This is a genomic window from Photobacterium rosenbergii (assembly GCF_033022775.1).
GTDB lineage: Bacteria > Pseudomonadota > Gammaproteobacteria > Enterobacterales > Vibrionaceae > Photobacterium > Photobacterium rosenbergii_A.
Genome location: NZ_JAWJZI010000066.1, coordinates 1 through 238, shown reverse-complemented (window position 1 = coordinate 238; position 238 = coordinate 1). Strand labels below are relative to the sequence as shown.

1 tRNA gene is annotated in these 238 nt (G+C 53.4%); it reads left to right on the top strand.

Annotation, left to right across the window (positions count from 1 at the left end):
- Nucleotides 1-161: 161 nt before the first annotated feature.
- Nucleotides 162-238, top strand: a tRNA-Arg gene (locus R2X38_RS26720).

The following is a 238-nucleotide window of genomic DNA, read 5'->3' as shown; positions in this document are numbered from 1 at the left end:
CGTAGCTCAGCTGGATAGAGTACCTGGCTACGAACCAGGCGGTCGGAGGTTCGAATCCTCCCGGACGCGCCATTATTCTTAAGTATCAATGGATTGTTACTTATGCCAATGTCGGAAACGCATTGGTCGTTAGGTGTTTCCTAACTAACAACAGATTCTGCGCGCTCGTAGCTCAGCTGGATAGAGTACCTGGCTACGAACCAGGCGGTCGGAGGTTCGAATCCTCCCGAGCGCGCCA